The sequence below is a fragment of the Winogradskyella schleiferi genome, assembly GCF_013394655.1.
Lineage (GTDB): Bacteria > Bacteroidota > Bacteroidia > Flavobacteriales > Flavobacteriaceae > Winogradskyella > Winogradskyella schleiferi.
The window spans coordinates 4,387,408-4,408,222 of sequence record NZ_CP053351.1 but is presented as its reverse complement, the minus strand read 5'-3'; the positions used below and the strand labels follow the sequence as shown (position 1 = coordinate 4,408,222).

The 20,815-nt window shown below is 34.8% G+C and carries 19 protein-coding genes; 7 read left to right on the top strand and 12 right to left on the bottom strand.

Annotation, left to right across the window (positions count from 1 at the left end):
* Nucleotides 1-14: 14 nt before the first annotated feature.
* The 12 genes from HM990_RS19090 to HM990_RS19040 form a co-directional block, all read right to left on the bottom strand.
* Nucleotides 15-1,478, bottom strand: coding sequence for an oligosaccharide flippase family protein (locus HM990_RS19090; RefSeq protein WP_178991515.1), 1,464 nt, complete (start codon nucleotides 1,476-1,478; stop codon nucleotides 15-17).
* Entirely contained in the window at nucleotides 1,478-2,518 is a 1,041-nt protein-coding gene (pseI, locus tag HM990_RS19085; protein ID WP_178991513.1) for a pseudaminic acid synthase, read from the bottom strand. Before pseI ends, HM990_RS19090 begins: the two co-directional genes overlap by 1 nt.
* A gap of 20 nt (nucleotides 2,519-2,538) precedes the next feature.
* A complete protein-coding gene (locus HM990_RS19080) occupies nucleotides 2,539-3,048 on the bottom strand; it encodes a GNAT family N-acetyltransferase (RefSeq protein ID WP_178991511.1) in 510 nt (169 codons plus the stop codon).
* A 24-nt stretch (nucleotides 3,049-3,072) separates the two neighbouring features.
* Nucleotides 3,073-3,633 (bottom strand): GNAT family N-acetyltransferase, encoded by a 561-nt coding sequence (locus HM990_RS19075; protein WP_178991509.1) that lies wholly within the window; start codon nucleotides 3,631-3,633, stop codon nucleotides 3,073-3,075.
* A gap of 6 nt (nucleotides 3,634-3,639) precedes the next feature.
* A complete protein-coding gene (locus tag HM990_RS19910) occupies nucleotides 3,640-4,947 on the bottom strand; it encodes an aminotransferase class III-fold pyridoxal phosphate-dependent enzyme (protein ID WP_229719321.1) in 1,308 nt (435 codons plus the stop codon).
* A gap of 2 nt (nucleotides 4,948-4,949) precedes the next feature.
* On the bottom strand, nucleotides 4,950-5,708 hold the full coding sequence (locus HM990_RS19905) for a cytidylyltransferase domain-containing protein (protein ID WP_229719320.1): 759 nt from the start codon (nucleotides 5,706-5,708) through the stop codon (nucleotides 4,950-4,952).
* Nucleotides 5,699-6,577 carry an aldo/keto reductase gene (locus HM990_RS19065; protein WP_178991507.1) on the bottom strand — a complete coding sequence of 293 codons (879 nt, stop codon included), beginning with the start codon at nucleotides 6,575-6,577 and terminating at the stop codon, nucleotides 5,699-5,701. The genes HM990_RS19905 and HM990_RS19065 overlap by 10 nt, the downstream gene beginning before the upstream one ends.
* Entirely contained in the window at nucleotides 6,564-7,091 is a 528-nt protein-coding gene (locus HM990_RS19060) for a GNAT family N-acetyltransferase (protein WP_178991505.1), read from the bottom strand. The genes HM990_RS19065 and HM990_RS19060 overlap by 14 nt, the downstream gene beginning before the upstream one ends.
* The gene (pseC, locus tag HM990_RS19055) at nucleotides 7,078-8,265 is read right to left on the bottom strand and encodes a UDP-4-amino-4,6-dideoxy-N-acetyl-beta-L-altrosamine transaminase (protein WP_178991503.1); all 1,188 of its coding nucleotides are present in this window, start codon (nucleotides 8,263-8,265) and stop codon (nucleotides 7,078-7,080) included. The genes HM990_RS19060 and pseC overlap by 14 nt, the downstream gene beginning before the upstream one ends.
* A gap of 2 nt (nucleotides 8,266-8,267) precedes the next feature.
* Nucleotides 8,268-9,278 (bottom strand): UDP-N-acetylglucosamine 4,6-dehydratase (inverting), encoded by a 1,011-nt coding sequence (pseB, locus tag HM990_RS19050; protein WP_178991492.1) that lies wholly within the window; start codon nucleotides 9,276-9,278, stop codon nucleotides 8,268-8,270.
* A gap of 95 nt (nucleotides 9,279-9,373) precedes the next feature.
* Nucleotides 9,374-10,381 carry a glycosyltransferase family 4 protein gene (locus tag HM990_RS19045; RefSeq protein WP_178991481.1) on the bottom strand — a complete coding sequence of 336 codons (1,008 nt, stop codon included), beginning with the start codon at nucleotides 10,379-10,381 and terminating at the stop codon, nucleotides 9,374-9,376.
* A gap of 631 nt (nucleotides 10,382-11,012) precedes the next feature.
* Nucleotides 11,013-11,858 carry an EcsC family protein gene (locus HM990_RS19040; RefSeq protein WP_178991479.1) on the bottom strand — a complete coding sequence of 282 codons (846 nt, stop codon included), beginning with the start codon at nucleotides 11,856-11,858 and terminating at the stop codon, nucleotides 11,013-11,015.
* A 389-nt stretch (nucleotides 11,859-12,247) separates the two neighbouring features.
* Between HM990_RS19040 and HM990_RS19035 the strand changes: the two genes are divergently transcribed.
* From HM990_RS19035 to HM990_RS19005, 7 genes are all read left to right on the top strand, one after another.
* On the top strand, nucleotides 12,248-13,654 hold the full coding sequence (locus tag HM990_RS19035; protein ID WP_178991477.1) for a TolC family protein: 1,407 nt from the start codon (nucleotides 12,248-12,250) through the stop codon (nucleotides 13,652-13,654).
* Nucleotides 13,655-13,675: 21 nt separating this feature from the next.
* Nucleotides 13,676-14,884 carry an efflux RND transporter periplasmic adaptor subunit gene (locus tag HM990_RS19030; RefSeq protein ID WP_178991475.1) on the top strand — a complete coding sequence of 403 codons (1,209 nt, stop codon included), beginning with the start codon at nucleotides 13,676-13,678 and terminating at the stop codon, nucleotides 14,882-14,884.
* A gap of 5 nt (nucleotides 14,885-14,889) precedes the next feature.
* Nucleotides 14,890-18,021 carry an efflux RND transporter permease subunit gene (locus HM990_RS19025; RefSeq protein ID WP_178991473.1) on the top strand — a complete coding sequence of 1,044 codons (3,132 nt, stop codon included), beginning with the start codon at nucleotides 14,890-14,892 and terminating at the stop codon, nucleotides 18,019-18,021.
* A 344-nt stretch (nucleotides 18,022-18,365) separates the two neighbouring features.
* Nucleotides 18,366-18,527, top strand: a complete 162-nt coding sequence (locus HM990_RS19990; protein ID WP_178991471.1) for an Arm DNA-binding domain-containing protein — start codon at nucleotides 18,366-18,368, stop codon at nucleotides 18,525-18,527.
* Between the two features lie 231 nt (nucleotides 18,528-18,758).
* Nucleotides 18,759-19,055, top strand: coding sequence for a hypothetical protein (locus HM990_RS19015; RefSeq protein WP_178991469.1), 297 nt, complete (start codon nucleotides 18,759-18,761; stop codon nucleotides 19,053-19,055).
* Nucleotides 19,056-19,164: 109 nt separating this feature from the next.
* Complete coding sequence (locus tag HM990_RS19010) at nucleotides 19,165-19,665, top strand: GbsR/MarR family transcriptional regulator (RefSeq protein WP_178991467.1); 501 nt, start codon at nucleotides 19,165-19,167, stop codon at nucleotides 19,663-19,665.
* Nucleotides 19,666-19,669: 4 nt separating this feature from the next.
* Nucleotides 19,670-20,803, top strand: coding sequence for an efflux RND transporter periplasmic adaptor subunit (locus HM990_RS19005; protein ID WP_178991465.1), 1,134 nt, complete (start codon nucleotides 19,670-19,672; stop codon nucleotides 20,801-20,803).
* Nucleotides 20,804-20,815: the final 12 nt, after the last annotated feature.

Below are 20,815 nucleotides of genomic sequence, written 5' to 3'. Positions count from 1 at the left end.
GATTTAAGCCTTTTTTAAATATTAATAAATTTTGGATTGAGAATAATTGATTTTACAATACTCTTCAAATTCAATAACACTTTCAGATTGAGAATTAAAAATAAAACTAATGAAAGAATTAAATAATGATCTGGTACCGCAAATAGAATTAAGACTAAACTCAATACATACGGGATTAACAATCGTAATGGATAAATATCTTTAACAACAGCAATGACAGATGTGTCTAATTCTAGCATCTTTCTTCCTTTTCTTCCAACCATATACACATAGAAAAAGTAACTAATCATTGTTGCCAAAACCACTAATGTAAAAGGTACTTGGAAAAACTTTATTAAAACTAAAGCGGCAATTAAATTAATAATGAGCGCAGTAAATGAAAGTTTTCCTAGTCTTTTTTCAAACCCTTTAGCAACCAAAAGACCAGAATAGCCAAAAGAATTTGTGTATAACAATACGGATAAGGCTATTAATTTAAATGCTTCTGAAGCTTTAATATACTGAGGAAATAATAACAAAAACACCGGGAAAATTAACATAGCGATATGAATAAGCAAATGCGACGTTGTGACATAAGCGTCCCTAAGTTTTTTTAAGAGTTCCGTATTTTGATCATGGTTGGATGCTGCAAATCGATTTAACATTTTTGGGTAAATTAAATATGCCAAAGATTGAAGCAATAATAGCATAACATTTGCAAGGGAAAAAGCAAAGGTAAAATAACCAAACTCTTCTACACTATAAAAACCACTCACAAGTGTGCGTGTAGAGATCACAATAAAAAAGAAAGACGTATTATAAACGAATAAGTGCCATCCTTTTATTTGTATAGTTTTAAATAAATCGTAATTAAAAATAGGCTTTATTTTAACTGGCATTTTAATAAGGTACAAGATAAATCCCAATAAAAAGGCTAAGAAATTTGCAAATACCATTGCCCATAACAACTCTTTATTTCTAAAAAGTATAATAGCAAGCAACATTAAAATTGGAAAAACAGTTTGGCTAAACGCAATTTCAAATAATTTACCGTAAACCCTGAAAACATGATTGAAAAGCGTATTAAAGTAACCTAAGACACCTATCAAAACAACTACGGGTGCGTAGGTCGAAAAATTGTATTTATTACCAAGATCTAATTTAAAAACCGCATTTACAGAAAATAATAAAATAGCTATAACAGAAAGTGCTAAGAGCATTGTAAGCGCAGAACTAATAACCTTTTGGACATAAGCTTCTTTATCCTTATTTACAGAGATAATAGCTGTTACGGAATCTGCAATACCAAAACTTAAATGGTTCATGTATGAAGTAACTAAGGTAATAAATCCCCAAATACCTAAATAATAAGGCCCTAGATAAACGGCAATAAAAAGTGAATTGATAAAATGAATAAGGTAAGTCCCATAGCGACTAAATATAAATAGTACAACCTTATTCTTTAACGCTGTTTTTATAATGTTTAAGAGTTTGCTCATTATTTTGCAATAGCGTTAAAACTCATAGGATCCCCTTTTTCTAAATTCTTGGAAGCCTTTCTTCCGAGAATTTCTTTATAATATTTAGGATGCATTCCATAACCAGGACGTATACTTTTAATATTTTCCTCAGTTAATATTTCGCCTTCTTTTATATCATTAACTACATATATCGATCTGCTAAAATCTCTTCCCTTTTTTTGTTTTTCAGTAAGGTTGTAATCTACTGAGCCTATTGCTTTTTCTACTTCCCTAACGGCATTAACCATATTTTTGAACTCTTCTTCATTCATTGAGAAAGACGCGTCTGGGCCACCAACAGAACGATCTAAAATAAAATGTTTTTCAATTATTTTTGCCCCAAAACAAGTGGCTACAATAGGTGCTGTGTTACCAATTGTATGGTCTGAAAGTCCACTTATAACATTATATCTTTCAGCAATATCTTTAACCATTATCATATTTGCCTCTTCTATTGGTGCTGGATAACTAGACGTGCATTTTAAAACTGCAATATTATAGTTACCCATTCTTTTGCAAGCACTTAAAGCTAATTCTATGTCTTGAGTTGAGGCAATACCAGTAGAAATAATTACAGGTTTGCCTTTGGATGCTACATATTCAATTAATGGAATATCGGTAATTTCGAAAGAAGCAATTTTATAGGCTGGTACATGGAGACTTTCTAAAAAATCAACCGCAGATTTATCAAAAGGCGAAGAAAAACAAATTAAGCCTTCTTTCTTTGCGGTTTTGAACAACGTTTCGTGCCATTCCCATGGTGTGGATGCTTCTTGGTATAATTCATATAGATTTTTACCGTCCCAAATTGTTCCTTCTATCGTGAATCCAGGTTTTCTAGAATCAATAGTCATTGTATCTGCTGTGTAGGTTTGTAATTTAATACAGTCTGCTCCAGCTCTTTTCGCTGCTTTTATAGTTTCAATCGCGGTATCTAAAGACCCATTGTGATTGGCTGAAAGCTCAGCAATAATGAATACTCTTTCTTTTATTATATCTAGTACTGGGTTAATCTCCATAACAGTATTTAGGTGAATATTTAAATTAAGTTATAATATTTTTTAGCTTTCTTTATAAAATCTTCATCACTTTGCTGAAACCCTTTTAGGACTAAAACACTTTCATTTTCACTATCTTTTTCCAAAACATTTAAACCGCTATTTATAGACATTTTAAGAGACGGGATATTTGTTGCTTTTACAACACTAACAATTGTGCGCTCTGGAAATCGCGCCAAATAATCATTGGTGGATTTAGTCAGTAATTCTGAACTGTATTTTTTACCTCTATGTTCCTTTGCAACGGACTGACCTATAGAAACCCAATCATTTTTTAGCTCAATAATCACCTGTCCAACAGGTAGACCATCCTCATTACTAAAAACATACATTATGACATCTGGGTTTTGAATTTTATTTTTAAACCATTTGATATGATCTTCTAAACTAATAAAATCCGTATTTAACGAGTTTTTTCTAACCAATGCATCATTTGCCCATTTATAATAAAGGTCACAATCACTCTCAACTGCGTCTCTAAAATTTAACATGTTTTATAAAATTATAAGTTAGTATTAATACGACTTAAACTTAGAATGAATTATGACATCAATAAATTTCCCATTAAAATGACAATGCTCTTTTAAAGTTGCTTCTTTACGGAAGCCACTCTTTTCTAATATTTGGTAAATTTCTGGTCTCACATCAAAAGCATAGGTAAACAACTTATGAAAATCAAGTGTTTTATAAGCGACCTCATCAATAAGACTCATAAATTTTATCATATGGGATTCATAGTTTTTGCCCTTTATATCTGTCTTCATTAAAAAAGATATTTCAGCATTTTTATCAATCCAATTAATATGAACCAAGCCACCATAACCAATGCATTCATCATTTTCTAAATAAGAAAATAAGATTTGATCGGGTTGCTCTTGGGAAAATAGATTTTTAACAATCGTATTAAAATAGTTGTCTTGGTCTTCTTCACTTAAAAGCTTGCTTTGTCTCAAATGAAACATTTGTTCGTTACGCCATTCTCTAATTACATATCGATCCTCCATTCTTATAGGAACAATGGAATGGTTTCCACTAGAGAATCGCTGCTTATTTAAAACATGGTAAGTAAAACTCATCTCTTATTAATTCAATCTTTTAAAACCACTGTGACATACAGGACCTTCTAATAACGTGCTCGCATCCAAAGTGCCAGCTTCGCATTTAGCAATAGTGTCATAAATACCATCTAAAGCTTCAAAATAAGAATTTAGATGTGCATCTGTATGTGCGGTACAGGCATAAAAATTTGTACTTGCCAAGAATCCTTTTTTAAGCATTTCTTGTGTGATAAATGTTTTGTAAATCGCTGCGTTTTCGCTATTAAAACCGTAAGTCGTCATTGCGGATATTCCAGAAACTGTGATGTCTAACCCATGAGAATTAGCTAGGTCTTGCCAGCCTTTCTGCATTTTAGCTCCTGTTTCTGTAATTGTTTCCCATGATTTTTCGCGTTCCATAACTTTTAATGTGGCGAATGCCGCTGTTGGTCCAATACGTTCGGTCCAAAATGTACTACTAATAAACGTAGATTGTGCTGCTTCCATTACTGATTTTTTACCCACAACTGCAGTTAAGGCATAACCATTGCCTATGGTTTTGCCAAACATTACCATATCTGGTATCACATCAAACTTTTTGAAAATGCCTCCATAAGTTTCCCTAAAACCAGAAGAACACTCATCAAAAATTAAAACAATTTTTTTTTCAGTTGCTAAATCCCTTACCTTTTGAAGAAAATTATCTTCAGGTCCAAAATTTCGCATCACTTCCATTTTTATTACCCCAATGTTATTCTTTTCAACCACATCTAAAAGCTCTTCATAGTTGTTATAATGAAAAGGAAATACCGAATTCTTTAGATGTTTTGGAACCCCTTTAGGGCTTAAACCTGGCAACAAATGTGCTTTTAAATCATCTCCGCCATTGTGATTTGCAGATAAATACCAATCGTGCCATCCATGATAACCACATATGGCTACATTATCTTTTCCTGAAGCAGCACGAGCTATCCTAATGGCAATTGAATTGGCTTCGCCACCACTCCGTGCAAATCTTACCATATCTGCCCAAGGATTAATTTCCATTAGCTTTTCGGCTAAATACACCTCTTCCGGGCAATTTAGCGTACTCATGTTTCCTTTCTTAACGGTTTCAATAACCGCAGCATCTACCTCATCATTACCATAGCCAAGTGTGTTGGTGCCTATACCCATTATGGACATGTCTAACAACTCATTGCCATCTAAATCCCAAACTGTACAGCCTTTAGATTTAGAAAAATATGAAGGCCAATGGTCTGGCAGAAACATTTCTGGCCGTTTAGATAGTAACATAGTGCCACCAGGAATTAAGCCTTTAGCTTTTAAATATAAGTCTTGTCCTTTTCCCATTTTTAATCTTTTTTCAAGGATTTTAAAAATCCTTCGTTTCTAATGATTCCAGCATTCAACTTCGTGAGATTTTGAGCTATAATATAGTCTGTATATTCTAACCAGGTCTTTTCTGTTCCTAATTTTTGAATGAGGTGTTCTATCAAATCAAAATCTCTAGGCTCATCTACAGTCATTCGTATGTGAGAATAATCCTTTTCAGAAGGAAAGTTAATCGTTGTAAAAATTTTTTCTCCTTTTCCGTCCGCATTATTTCTAATGTATGGTGTCACATGCTCACGTTCCGATTTTAACTTAGAATTTTTCCAAGCGATTTCTAGAGCAGAAAATTTAAACACTTCTACATCTTGTCCATCAGGAAAAGTTTCAACCAAACCATTAGAAATATAATCCAAATCGTTGGCGTGCGCATAAGTGATAATATCATCCACTAATGAAGGATCCAATAGTGGACAATCTGAAGTTACACGAACAATCCAGTCTGCGTTTTCAGTCTTTAAAGTTTGATAAAATCGATCCAATACATCACTTTCGGAACCTCTTGAAACTTCATAACCCCATTTCTTGGCATTATCATATATAATTTTATCCGCTTCTTCAACAGTTGTAGCGACAATTATTTTTGAAACTTTAGCACACTTTTTTAAACGTTCGAGATGTATTTGAAGCAATGTTTTACCATTAACTTCTTTCAACACTTTACCAGGTAAGCGTGTACTGCCTGTTCTTGCTTGTGTTATTAAAACTGTTTTTATGCCCATAAAGAAGGATTTAATAGGTCTAAATTTTTAACTTTAATAGTATCTATTTCTTTAATCACTTCTGGTAAAATAGTATAATTAATAGCATTTAAATTATCTGCTAATTGTGCTTTAGCATCTACACCAATTAAAACATTATCTATAGCCTGTTGTTGTAAACAATAATTTAAAGCCAACTGTGCCATTGAGATTTCGTTCTGTTCTTTTATATGGTTTAATTGCTTTAACTCCTTAGTTAACTGCTTTACGGTATTATTTTCAGAATCTATAGCTTTAAAAAATAAACCTTGCAGGAAAGCAGACCTAGTATGAATAATTTTACCTCTTGATTTTGCTTTTTCTAGTATGCTTCCACGTAATGCAGCGTTATCTAATAAGTTGAAAGGAATTTGAATAATATCTACATGATCGTTTAAAATAACCGATTCAATTTCTTCGTTATTGTATACCGAAACACCGATGTGTTTAATTTTATGATCTGCTTTCAACTTTAATAAAGCTTCAAAATTTTTGATATTCTTCTGATAACTGACAAAACTATGAAATAGTAAAGCGTGCAATTGAGTAACTTGCAATTCACTTAAGTATGTAGTAACCCTTTCCTCAATGCCAGAATCGAAATGATGTGGTAATTTAGTAATGACTTCAAACAATTTGGATGGTTGCGATTTGTGAAACGTTCCTATAATTTCGTGAGCATTACCATAAGCTTCAGCCGAATCTAGAATCTTAATACCATTATCATAAGCATATTCCAAGATGTCGAGACTATCCTTCAGGGACACTTTGCCTTTCGAATTATTGATGCCATAATTCAATCCCATTTGAACGGTTCCAAGAATAAATTTATGACTATTAGTTTTGGGCATGTAATGACATTCTTAGTGAGTTACTTATTTTGTTATTATATGGTTTTGTTCCTTCGATAATCGCATCAATTTTAAAACCTATTTTTTTATAGAGTAAAACAGCATTGGAATTATCTTCTACTACGCCAAGTGTTATTTTGTCTAGATTTATGACATCGAAGCAATAATTTATGATGGCCAGAGATGCTTCCTTCGCATAACCTTTTCCCCAATTCATTTTATCACCCATTAAAATACCATATTCGCCAGAATTAGCTTTTAAATCAATAGGATCAATCTTTATATTTCCAATATGCTTTTTAGAATCTTTTAGATGTATCGCCCAAAAATAGATGTCCTTTTTAAATTGTTCTTCTACATAAGCTTTTAGTAGATTTAAAGTGTAATTTCCACCTGTTTCTAGGTACATATTTACTTCAGGATCGTTCATCCAATTGACATAAGCATCAGTCACATGTTCTGCTGAAACCCTCTTGTAAATTAAACGTTCGGACTCAAAATCAATGTTTTTCACTATAAAATAAATTAATTTCCTTTATGACATAGTCTTGTTCTACATCTGTAAGTGTTGGATACATTGGTAGACTAATACAGCGTTTATAATAGTTTTCCGAATGTGGAAAATCACCTTCTTTCCATCCAAATTGTTTATAATAAGGCATTAAATGGCAAGGGATATAATGAATCTGGGCGTATATGTTTTTACTTCTAAGATGATTATATAGGCCTAATCGGTCTTCAACTTCAATCACATAAAGATGATAGGCATGGCCATCAACTAAACGCGATTGTCCTTTTATAAAAGATTCATCTTTAAATGCACTAAAATAAGTTGAAGCAATTGCTCTTCTTCTTTTAATGCCTTCATTTGCTCTCGTCAATTGACTAGAACCTAAGGCCGCTTGAAAATCTGTAATACGATAGTTGTACCCTAAGTCTTGCATTTCCATATACCAACCTGGATAGTCTTCTATTCCGCCTGCTAATTCAATTGAATTTGTGTAGGCGTCATTATTTTTTATAATGCCATGGGTTCGTAATTGCAGTAGTTTCTCGTAAAGTGCTTTATCGTTTGTGGTAATCATTCCGCCTTCTCCTGAAGCTATATGTTTAACAGGATGAAAAGAAAAAATAGCTAAATCTGCATAGTTTCCATTTCCGCATAGTTGCGTTTCATTTTTACTATTAATAAAATGACCACCTGGTGCATGACAGGCATCTTCAATAATCCAAAGATTATAATCATCTGCTAAGGCTCTAAACGCTTCTAAATCATTTGCTCTACCAGCAAAATCAACCGGAATAATACCTTTATAGGTTCCTTTTGGTGCATTTTCTAAAAGGGTTCTAACCTTATTGATATCCAATAGATACGTTTCAGGATCTATATCAGAAAACACAACCTCGCCTCCACAATACCTCACACAATTTGCCGAAGCGGCAAAAGTTATAGGTGTTGTAATTACTTTATCACCTTCTTTAACACCTAAAGCCATGGTACAAAGATGTAAGGCTGCTGTTCCGTTAGCCAATGCAACGGCATATTTACTCCCAACATATTGTGCAAATTTAGCTTCGAACTCTGCTATTTTTGGCCCTTGAGTTAAATAATCGGACTTTAAAGTTTCAATAACAACTTTAATGTCCTCGTCGGTTATATTTTGTCTTCCGTATGGTATGGCTTTCATAATTATACTTCAAAATTAGGATCAACATGTTCTGTTATAAGTGATCGCAATGTCTCTACAGTTTCCCATTCTGTGTTTGTACCTGAATTATACGCAAATCCATTTGGTACCAATTTGGCATTAAATTCTGATATAAATTCGTTGATATTCCACATTGGCGTTTGCGGAACTATCACAAAATATTTATCTATATCATATGTAAAAAATGAATCTGAAGACGTAATCATCTCTTCATGGATTTTCTCTCCAGGTCTAATACCTATCAAATTATGTTTGCAATTTGGACCAATAGCTTTTGCTACATCAGTAATTTTGTACGAAGGGATTTTAGGAATAAATATTTCTCCTCCCCAAGCCGTTCTCAAGGCGTGCAAAACCATATCGACACCTCCTTGAAGTGAAATATTAAACCGTGTCATTTCTTTAACCGTAATTGGCAATTCACCTTCGGCCCTCTTTTTTAAGAAGAAGGGAATTACAGAGCCATTAGAGCCCATAACATTGCCGTATCTCACGACAGAAAATTTAATATTATGCTGACCTCTAATATTGTTAGCGGCAACAAATAATTTATCTGAAGTTAATTTTGTCGCTCCATATAAATTAATTGGAGCGCAAGCTTTATCAGTAGACAGCGCCACAACGTGCTCTACTTTTGTTTGCAATGCGGCTTGAATTACATTTTCTGCACCTCCTACATTAGTTTTTACACACTCGTCCGGATTGTACTCTGCGATATGAACATGTTTCATTGCCGCTGCATGAATTACATAATCAATACCTGCAAAAGCTCTAACTAAACGCTCTCTATCTCTTACATCTCCTATAAAGTATCGCATTTGAGGATATTTTGAAATCGGAAAGTCCTGAGCCATTTGATACTGCTTCTGCTCATCTCTAGAGAAAACAACCAAGCGTTTAACATTAGGCCATTTTTCTAAAATATTTGCAACAAGTGCTTTTCCTAAGGAACCTGTTCCTCCTGTAATTAATACTGATTTATTATTGAGCATTATTTTTATTAATTTTTCAACTATAATTAGACTCTTTTTATTATTTGATACTAAGTAAATTCCATATAAACATAAGAAATACCGCAATTGTAACCTCAAAACAAAGATTGAAAAACCGATATCGCATGCTTAAAGTGACTCTTCTTTCCAATATTGATTTTAAGCAGATGAAAAACCACTAGAAAGAAAACGAAATAAAGCATCATAAATCCTAACATTATATAACTACCAAAATTGGTTGATAGAATAATTAGCGTTATCGCAATCAATAGATTCAGGAAGCATAAAAACATACTGGCTTTAAGATGTGTTAATCCACGATTGATAAGTATGTGGTGTATGTGATTATTATCTGGTTTAAATGGACTTTTCTTATTTAATAATCGCACACAGATAACTCTTAAAGTGTCAAACAATGGAATGAAGAAAATAGCACCAATTATTATAAATTTATTTTCGTTTTTAAAGGCGTATTTAGCTAATTCTGACGTGTCCATTGCTAAAAATTTTAAGGAAAGGAAACCAATACAAAATCCTATGATCAATGAGCCCGTGTCTCCCATAAAAATCTTCTTAGTTAGAGACAGGTTGTATCTTAAATAAGCCAATAAGATACCTATTAAACCTAGACATAGCAGAAAATAAAAGTAAGCACTGGCGATATAGAATAGAAATCCGTAGACGCCAAAAATTACTATACCAATACCAGAGGCTAAACCGTCTATACCATCAATCATGTTATAGGCATTAATAATGGTCAATATCATTATTACGACTATACCGCTAGACAGAAAAATGGACACCTCCTGAATTCCTAAAAACCCTTGAAGAGAATTAACCTGTAAGCAATTACAAAATATTACAATTAGAATTGCCATGATTTCACCAATGATTTTGGCTCTTGGTGTTGAAACGACTAAATCATCTTTTAATCCAATTGCAAACATTAGAGCTGTCGCTGCAATCAAGCTTATACCAATTTGCTCAGTATCCCATACATAAATGATGTTTAACAAGAAAATTAATACCAGGAAAAATGAGACACCAGCCATTGTAGGTGTAGAGCTTTTATGTGAACTTCTTTGATCTGGGTGATCAATCAAATTTCGGCTTTTTACGACCCAGCTAATTTTAGGAATCAGAAACGATACTAAAATAAAAGATACAAAAAATGATAATAGCGCAAATAGTAATAAACTCTCCATTAATTAGCCCCTTAATCCTAAAAAGAATATAGCAGTATCTTTTTAGATGATATGTTTCAAATCTAACTAATATGTAAGCTACTTATCTATAATGTGCCACTACAAATTACATACAACATTGATAATCAACGGGTTTTTAGCCCAATAGATCAAAAAATCAGATAAATTACGCTCTTAAAATTGAATTATAAGTTGAAATGGTAAAAAATACCGTTAAACCGTCAGAATAAGAAAATGTATTGCAGCAAAAGGCCTCAACACCTTGTAAATAGAGGGAAAATTATTTTTTGTTGTGTTCATGTATTGGTAGATTGAGGTTTTTTTGTATCAATGTCTAGTTAAAAACACTCCAAATTCTATTAAAAAGCACACTTCTATGTGATTTTATCTATTTTTTTTTAAAATTTTAACTAAAATTAAATGTTATAATTACTAATTAATAATTGGAACTATTAATATAAGACTTATTATTTATACCCTAAATTTCTGAATCGAAACGTTTGCACATTTTAAGTTTAGATAAGCATACCTACAATGGACTATCATTCTTATAATGTAATTTCACGACGTCTTCACCATATTTTCGTTCTAAGCGTCTAATCGTGAAATGTGCGCTAGCCATCTTCTGAAAATGATCTACGAACACATAATTTAGGCCACCTCCACCAACCGCACCAACAAAGGGAACGGCTTGAGCCAAAAATTTCTCGCTAATAAGAAGACTTAATCTCGTAGCAATTTTAGATAAAAAATTACCCATAGCGTTAGAACCCAAAACGCTTGCTCCTTTTACCAAACTATCCAAACCCATTTTTATACCTGATGCGGATACCTTATTTAAAGCCGAATTTAATGCGATACGTGTGGTATAATAACTCATTTCCATACCATCATCATCTGCAGCGTCTCCACCAAGTGCAAAAACTTGCAAACATGCCATTTGGCCTTCCAACGTATAAATATCCTCACCTTCACTTCGAGCTATATCCATTATAGTACGCATTAAAAATTTAGTCGTAATTGTAACTTCAGAAGCAAAAATAGCAGTACCGAAACCTGTAGTAGAACCAAAAAAACCACTTAAAGCACCTGTACCTGTCACGATGCCTTTATAAGTGTTTTTTGATGGCTTTTTAAACGTTTGGTTCTTTTTTATGGTCAACAAATTAGCCTTAATAATTTTTAGTAATACCGATTCGGTTATACTTTGCACCTTTAGCAGTACTTTTTCTGGCACATGTCTAACTCCTGTCTCTACGGTATTCCCTATTTTATTAACATTGCGAATTGCCCAACCTAAATTGTGCATGCTAGTCTTTGCTTGCAGCAAGGCTTCTTTATCTTCTGGTGTTATGGGATTTGTTATAAGATTCAAAGTATAGGTTTTATTAGGGTTTGTCGGGAAAACTTAGTTATTGTTACAAAGTTGCAAAAGTATGGATGACAATAAAAAAATACCCTTTTTACTATTCTATATTAAAACCGGCAAAAGTTATTATTTAATTATAACCCATTTTCTATGTACAGTCTATATTCGGCAATAGTAAACTTATTAAATTAAAAAAGTTTGGATGTTCTAAATAAACAAAACACTTATAACGCCTTTAAAACTATTTTTAAAAGTATCTTTTTAATAATTTAAAAGATAGAATCTTTATAGCAATAAGCAGCTGTAGAATAATTAAGTATTCCTTAAGATATAAATACTAAATAAAAATTTATCTTAGCTTTAAACGTCAATAAAAAACTCTTAAAGCAACCTTCTTGAATACCAAGACGTCCTTCAAATTTAAAAAGCGCATAAAAATATTAACGCCTTTTATATGCGTTGTGTTTTTGCTTTCTTTAGCTTGTTCCCCTCGCTATTCAAATATAAATCTTCCAATTGAAGACTTACAGGAATTCTCCAATTCTGGCCAAGTTGTCATAGAAGACAAATGGTGGACGGTCTTCGAAGATGAACGACTAAATACGTTGATTGATAGTGCCATGCAGCGTAATTTTAATTTGGCGGCCACTTGGCAGCAATTTGTAGCTGCTAATGCCGTTGTATCTAGAGAGACTTCTAACAAATGGCCTCAAATCGAGGCTACAGCCCAAACAGCCGAAAACTTTCCTGTAAATGATTTTAGAGGAGGGGAAAATACACAGCTTGGTATATCGGCTTCGTACGAATTAGATTTATGGGGTCGAATAAAAACGGCTGTACAGGCCGAAAAATTCAGAGCAGAGGCAAGTCTTTATGATTACCGCACTGTGGCAATCTCTCTCTCTGCAGAAATTGCGACAACTTGGTATCAATTGTTAGCGGCAAAAAAACAACTAAAAATAACCCAAGAACAGATTGACACTAATGAAGATATCATAAAACTGATGCGATCACGCTTTGTTGGTGGTCAAATTCGAGGAGTTGATATTTTAAGACAAACGCAATTGTTAGAAAGCACCAAAGAGCAATATATTATATTCAGTGCTAACGTCCGCTTGTTAGAAAATCAATTAGCGGTCCTTTTAGGACGACAGCCTCAGGAAAATATAACTCTTGCTGATTCAGATTTACCTCGTTTAATAGAGCTTCCCCAAACAGGAATGCCATTGGAACTGGTTCGTCGTAGACCCGATTTGCAACGGTCATATGCACTATTGCTTGCTGCTGACCGAGACATGGCATTTGCCGTGCGAAATAAGTATCCTAGAATTTCAATAAACACACAAGGACAGCTGCGATCCAATAATTTCGCCAATCTTTTTGACAATTGGGCTTACTCCTTAGCCGGGAATTTGTTGGCGCCCATATTTTATGGTGGTCAACTAAAAGCCGAAGTTAGCAGAACAGAAGCTGTTAAACAACAAAGATTATATGAATACGGACAAACGACATTGGTTGCCTTTCAGGAAGTAGAAAATGGGCTTGTGCAAGACGTAATGCAAAAAAAACGGTTAGAGAATATTGCGCGTCAATTAGAGTTAGCTACTCAAAGTAACAAACAATTACGTGTAGAATTCTTAAATGGCTTTAGCCCATATTTAGATGTCCTTCTGGGTTTAGATCAAGAGCAGCAGTTGCGACGAGATTATGTAGCTACACAATTAGAGCAAATTCAGGTCAGAATTGGATTGTATAGAGCTTTGGCAGGTGGGTTTGAAATCGATAGAACATTAGATAATTAAGAAACTAAGGAATAGGATTTTATGAACAGTAAAAAAATACTTTGGATTTGCCTGGCCATTCTTGGTGCAGGTATTCTTATAACAATACTTATCTTTTCAACAGAACCCGAAGCCAAAAGAGAAGGCGCAAGTATAGAAACCGCTATTTTAGTTGAAGTCATAGAGGTTAAAAAAGACACTTTTAATCCAGTTATAGTCGCCACTGGGACAGTTCGACCCGTTGAAGATGTGAATTTAAGCCCTTTGGTCTCTGGACAAGTTGTCCGCAGAGATCCTGCTTTTACTCCAGGTGGTTTCGTGAAAAAAAACCAAGTGCTTTTACAAATAGATCCTTCCGATTATCGCAATACCCTTGAACTTCGCAAAAGCGAATATTTGCAATCACAAACCACATTAGATACTGAAATGGGCCGTCAACAAATCGCAGAACAAGACTTAGAGCTCATTACAAGCGATTCACTCTTCGGAAACAATCCGCTTTCTGAAGAAGAACGGCAATTGGTGCTTAGAAAGCCCCAACTCAATGCGGTAAAAGCAACTATTGCAGCTTCAAAAGCCTCTGTCAAACAGGCAAGGTTAAATCTAGAACGTACAACGATACGAGCACCCTTTGATGCCCATATTTTAAGCCAGAACGTAACGGAAGGATCGCTGATTGCCCAAGGTGATGATTTGGGCCGTATTGTGGGTACTGAATTCTATTGGGTTTTAGCTACTGTTCCTGTATCGAAGTTACAATGGTTAAGTTTTCCTAACCAAGAAAGTGATAAAGGCGCTTTCGTGCGTATTGAAAATTCATCGGCCTGGGCCAATGACGCGTATCGCGAAGGGTATTTGGACAGACAGATAGGAGCACTCGATGACCAGACGCGATTGGCAAGGGTGATGATTAAAGTAAATGATCCATTAGCGACAACCCAAGAAAAGAAAGGTCAACCAAAATTAATGATAGGTACTTTTGTGGAAGTAAATATTCAAGCAGATGCCGTGGCCAATGTCGTAAAACTTGACCGTGACTATATTAGAAGTAATCAAACGGTTTGGGTAATGAAAGACGATAAATTAGAAATTAGAAAGGTAGATATCGTCCTAACAGACGACACACATGCCTATATACGTGAGGGTTTAGAAGACGATGAAAAAGTAGTGATTTCCGATTTAAGTACGGTAAGTAATGGTATTGAATTGCGCACATCGACCGAGTCATCAGTAAATGTAATGGAGCAATAGGAAAAATGGGCGAAAAGGAAAAAAAAGACAAGACGATTAGAAAAGAAGGGGCCATTGCGTATATGGCAAGAAATTCTATTGCCTCAAACTTGTTGATGATGCTACTCCTCGTTGGAGGCTTATTTACCATGTATAACATTCAGAAAGAGGTCTTCCCCGAATTTCAGCTCGATTTTGTGGAAGTATCCGTGGCTTATCCAGGAGCATCTCCTGTAGAGGTTGAGCAAGGTGTGCTGCAACCCGTAGAAGAAGCAGTACAAGGTGTGCAAGGTATAAAAGAAGTCGTATCGGAAGCTAGCGAAGGCTCTGCAGAAATTAGTATAGAGCTCGTGGCTGGTTCAGAGCGAATGCAAGTCTTTCAGGATATTGACCAAGCTATTAACCGTATTCGGACGTTTCCTGATGATATTGAAAGACCTGAAGTAAGACTACAATCCCGTCAAAGGGATGTTTTACAAATAGGCCTTTATGGTGATGCAGATATCTGGACATTGAGAGAGGTTGCCGAAAGGTTAAGAAATATACTTCTTAGTAATCCAGAGATTACACAAGTTGAATTAGGTAATGTACCTGAATACGAAACCCGAATTGAAATTCCTAGGCTAAACCTCCAGAAATACAACTTAACACTAGGTCAGGTAGCAGACATTATAGAACAAAGCAGTAATGATGTCCCTGCAGGTGCGGTGCAAACTCAAAGTGGAGAAATTTTACTTCGCATGCAAGAGCGTAAGCAATGGGCCAAAGAATATGGTGAAATTTCTATTGTGTCTTCTGAAGAAGGCGCCAATATTACTTTAAGTGATATAGCTACAATCACCGATGGTTTTGAAGAAACAGGATTCCACGGACAATTCAACCAAGAAAATTATGTAGAACTGCGAATTTTTAGAATTGGAGATCAATCGCCTTTAGATATTGCTGATGTCACGCACAACATCATGGAAAATTATCAATTGCCTCCAGGTATCAAATATCGAACCGATAGCAACCGAGCTGCAGACTACAAAGAACGTTTATCCTTATTGACCGAAAACGGGGTGTTAGCAATCATCATAGTGTTAATTATATTAACGCTTTTCTTAGAGTATCGCTTAGCCTTTTGGGTAATGATGGGTATGACTGTTTCATTTATCGGTGGTATCATTTTATTGCCATTAATTGGTATCAGCATCAACATGATTTCCATGTTTGGTTTTCTCGTGGTGCTGGGAATTGTAGTGGATGACGCAATAGTTGTGGGTGAAAACGTTTATGAATACAGAAAAAAGGGTCTGAGTCCAATGAAAGCGGCTATTGCTGGTGCAAAAGACGTTTCTTTACCAGTTACCTTCAGTATTATTACAACGATTATCGCATTTGTACCCTTATTGTTTATGCCTGGCGAAACAGGAAAGTTCTGGCAACCGCTCCCTGCTGTTGTTATTGTCATCTTGGCGGTTTCCTTACTTGAAGCTTTTTTTATTTTGCCTTCACATTTAGCGCATCTTAAGAAAAAAAACAGCAAACATAAATGGATAGTGAAATTGGAAGGTTGGCAACTTTCTTTTGCCAATGGTTTCGATAGATTTATAGATCATCGGTATCGTCCCTTTCTTGACTTTTGTTTAAAATATCGGTATATCACTTTTAGCGCCGCAGTAACGCTTCTGCTCATTGTTGGTGGCTATGGTTTTAGTGGACATATGGGAATGATCATGATGCCCGAAGTCGCTGCTGACGAAATTGAAGCTGGAGTACGACTACCTGTGGGCACAACGCCAGATCAAGCGGCAAAAGTTGCGCACGCCGTTTCCCAATCAACGCAACGTATGTTTGAGGAACACAACCTCTATGAAGTTGCAGAAGGCATAAAAACCAATGTTCGTGGCCAAAATTTTATTGATGTAGAAATTGTAATGTTACCACCAGACCAACGCGATATTACAGCGGCAGAAGTCATCGCATTATGGCGAGATAATATTGGGGATATTGAAGGGGTGGATCAGATAACTTTTGAAGCCGAACGTGGTCCTGGTGGTGCTCGGCAAGATATCAGTATAGACTTGAGTCACTCTGATATTGATGTCTTGGAACGTGCAAGTGCGGCATTTGTAGCGCGAATGAAAGCATTTTCCAACACGCGCGATGTCACCGATAATTACAACAAAGGTAAATTGCAGTACGACTTTAAACTTTTACCACAAGGAAGAAATTTAGGCCTAACATCCAACGAAGTAGGACGGCAAGTTAGGGATGGTTTTTTCGGTGCTTTAGCCATGCGACAATTGCGAGGCATGAACGAAATAGAAGTTCGTGTAAAACTACCAATAGAAGAACGAAAAGATATTAAAAACCTAGAAAAATTTCTCATACGAACACCTAATGGTATCGAAGTTCCCCTTATGGATGTGGTTAAAATCGAAGAACGGGAAGCTTTTACCAGTATTAATAGAAGAGATGGTCGTAGAGTTGTAAATGTGGGTATGGATGTGGAACCGGCAAATTCTGTAGGTCGTGTCATTAACTCGGTACAGAATGAAACATTGCCACAATTAAGAGCAGATTTTCCAGGGATTACTTGGACTTTTGAAGGCAGTCAAGCGGATATGCGCGAAAGTACCAATACTCTAAAATATGGATTTTCTATTGCCATGTTATTGATTTACGCCTTATTGGCCATCGCCTTTAGCAGTTACTTACAACCTTTAATTGTTATGACCGCCATTCCATTTGGCATCGTAGGTGCAGTCATTGGACATATTCTCTTAGGCTATGATCTGTCTTTAGTAAGTCTTATGGGTGTCATTGCACTATCGGGTGTTGTGGTCAACGACTCGTTAATTATGATCGATTACGCCAATAAACTTAGAAAAGAGGGTAATTCTATTTACGAATCCATACATGAAGCAGGTCTCAGAAGGTTTCGTCCAATTATGTTAACCACCCTGACAACTTTTGGAGGGCTTGCGCCAATAATTTTAGAAACGTCGAGCCAAGCCTTTTATTTGATTCCGATGGCAATTTCCTTAGGTTTTGGTATTGTTTTTGCCACAGCCATTATACTGGTAATAGTACCTTGTCTATATCTAATTTTTGAAGACTTACGCCTTTTAGCAACAAAAGGAAAAACGGTACAACAAGTTGATGTTTCTTAACTATAAGCACTTTTAAAACTCACGCATCAGAGATAGTCCTCGCTAAACCAATTGAAAAAAACTATGAATTGTTTTGGATCATCTACAAAATCATAGATAATCCAAAAATGTTTAACCTGATACCACAAAAAAAGCCCTACTTCTCTGTAAGGCTTCTGTTTGTGTGTGGTCCCACTTGGGCTCGAACCAAGGACCACCTGATTATGAGCAGAAAAAATAATCAATAAAGCAACTCAATAAAAACATTAACATATTGTTAATCAGTATTTTAATAGTATTCAACATCAAATCATATCATTTGATATCAAGGAAATGTTTGCAAATTTTTTCCCTAACTTAGGTATATGAATACCTATATAAATTCTGTTTTAGACCAAAGAAGGATAAGAAAAGATGGCAAATTTCCCATCATATTTCGTCTTACAAATAACCGAAAAACAACATCTATTTCTTCAGGTTTTTGTGTATCTGAAAATCATTTGGATAAAAAAAAAGGTAAAGACTAATTATAAAGAGGTTGAATCCGTTCCACTTATAAATACTATATTATTAAAAGAATGGGCTCGTTTAAGCGATATTATCAAAAGCTCTTTGATAAAGGAGAACTACAATATTTAACAATTCAACAAATCTAATAACGCCTTACTATAACAGCTAATTTCAAATCATTTGTCCTTAATGGTGAAGCCACAGTAAATTCAAGCGAAAGCTATGCGCAAAGTAAACTAGCACTAACGATGTGGTCTTTTCATTTCGCAGAAGAACATCCAAATTTTACGACCATTGCAGTAAATCCTGGCTCATTATTAAATACTAAAATGGCAAAAGAAGCTTACGGACAACATTGGTCGCCAGCTAAAAAAGGGGTTGATATATTGTACTCTTTGGCAATCGATTCTATTCATTCTAATAAATCTGGGCGGTACTTTGATAATGATAAAGGAAGTTTTAATAATGCCCATCCAGATGCTTATGATTCAGAGAAAGTTAATCCTATAATTACCGATACCAATAAGCTTTTAGCAACTATTTAAGACCTTAAGATAGTCCTCTTAAATCTTTTAACAACACTTTAACTTCGTTTAGTTCGGTTTGTTCCGAACTAAATTATATATTTGCAGAGTAATTTTTTAGAGTTTAATTATGACTAAAGAAATCTGTAGCAAAAAAATGGCCCTTGTAGAAAAGCTAGGTGTCCATTTAGAAAGTAAAAATAATTTAGCGCCTGTTGCAGCACGCATAATGGCGTACATTATTTTAACAGGGAAACGAGGTACAACTTTCGATGAGATGGTTGAAGTCTTATGCGCAAGTAAGAGCACAATATCTACACACTTAAACCATTTGCAAGACTTAAAAAAAATAGAATACTTCACTAAAACGGGTGACCGTAAAAAGTACTTTGTAGTTAATAAAGATTCGGTATTAAACCATATCGATACTATGATTGATGAATGGGAATCTGTTAAGGTGCTTCATCTGGAAATGAAAACTTATAAAGAAGCTATAAATGAGCATGCAACCGAAGAAGATGAGAAATTCGACCTAACATTTCATAATAATTACCTCAAATTTATTGCAAGTGCTTCGGTATCAATGAAAGAACTAAAAGAAAATCTAATCAAAAATAAATTCAACCTTTAAAATAATGAATACAAATAGAATATTAAATAGCATAGCACTACTAGGTATTTTCTTAGTTATTGTAAGCTGTGAAAACAGTGAGCAAAACCAAGCAAAAGCTGAAGCACCTCCTGCACCTTTTCCTGTTTCTCAATTAGAAACTAAAACAGTAACTGGTTATACTGATTACCCTGCAACTATAGAAGGTAAAGTAAATAGTGATGTAAGAGCAAAAACTTCTGGATATATAGAAAAAGTATATGTAGACGAAGGACAAAAAGTACGCAAAGGACAAGTATTATTTAAACTAGAAACGCAATCTTTAAGTCAAGATGCTGGTGCAGCACAAGCACAAGTTAATGTGGCACAAGTGGAGGTAGATAAATTAATTCCGCTAGTGGACAAAAACATTATTAGTCCAGTACAATTAGAAACTGCAAAAGCAAATTTAGCACAAGCACAAGCAAATTTAAGTGGTGTTTCAGCAAATATTGGTTACGCTACCATTAAAAGTCCAATCGATGGTTTTGTTGGTGCTATTAACTTTAGAGAAGGTGCTTTAATTAGTCCAAGTGATGCAACACCATTAACTACGGTGAGCCAAATAGACGAAGTTTACGCTTTTTTTAGTTTTAACGAAGCACAATATATTGATCATTTACAACGCTCGGAAGGTAAAAGTAAAGCAGAACGTATTAAAAATGCACCAGACTTAACTTTAATATTGGCTAATGGTAAAGCATATTCTGAAAAAGGACGTATTCAAACCAGTACTGGTCAGATTAATCAAAATACAGGAACGATTCAAATTAGAGCTGCTTTTAAAAATCCAAACGAAATTTTAACCAACGGTAACAGTGGTAAAATTAGATTTCCGATAGAATACAAAGACGCTATTGTTGTACCACAGTCTTCAACTTTTGACCAGCAAGGAAACATTATGGTTTTTAAGCTTGGCGAAGACAATAAAGTAGCAACTACCATTCTAAAAGTAAAAGGAACCGTTGATAATCTTTACGTTGTAGAATCTGGTTTAACAACAAACGATAAAATAGTAGTATCTGGAGTTGGTAAATTAAGAAACGGAATGACTATTTCTCCTCAAGAAACTTCTTTTGAAGATGCTATAAAACCTGTAGCGACCTTATTCAGAAATTAAATAATCAACTAA